1 protein-coding gene is annotated in these 236 nt (G+C 30.5%); it reads left to right on the top strand.

Annotation, left to right across the window (positions count from 1 at the left end; genetic code table 4):
• Window positions 1-236 (top strand): hypothetical protein (locus AC0B4N_RS04320; RefSeq protein ID WP_465102601.1); only part of this gene is annotated, 236 nt, incomplete at both ends.

Here is a 236-nt window from a genome sequence, read left to right as displayed (position 1 = left end):
TAATATTTTACAAGAACTTTCTGAAGGCTTCTCAATCCAAGAAGTAGCTAAGATTTCTAACAGAGACATTCGAAGTATAAAAAGTAAAATCCAAATTATTACAAATCGCAAACCACTTAGTTTAGATAAACACAATCGCTATGTTTGTGCTAAGTGTTCAAAAAGAGTAATGCGGGTTAAAACCCTTAATTTTACTAAACTATACGAACATTTATTAGGTTATTCATTTTCGCGAC

This window comes from Mycoplasma sp. 13536 (genome assembly GCF_055523495.1).
This window is presented reverse-complemented; position numbering and strand designations above follow the sequence as displayed.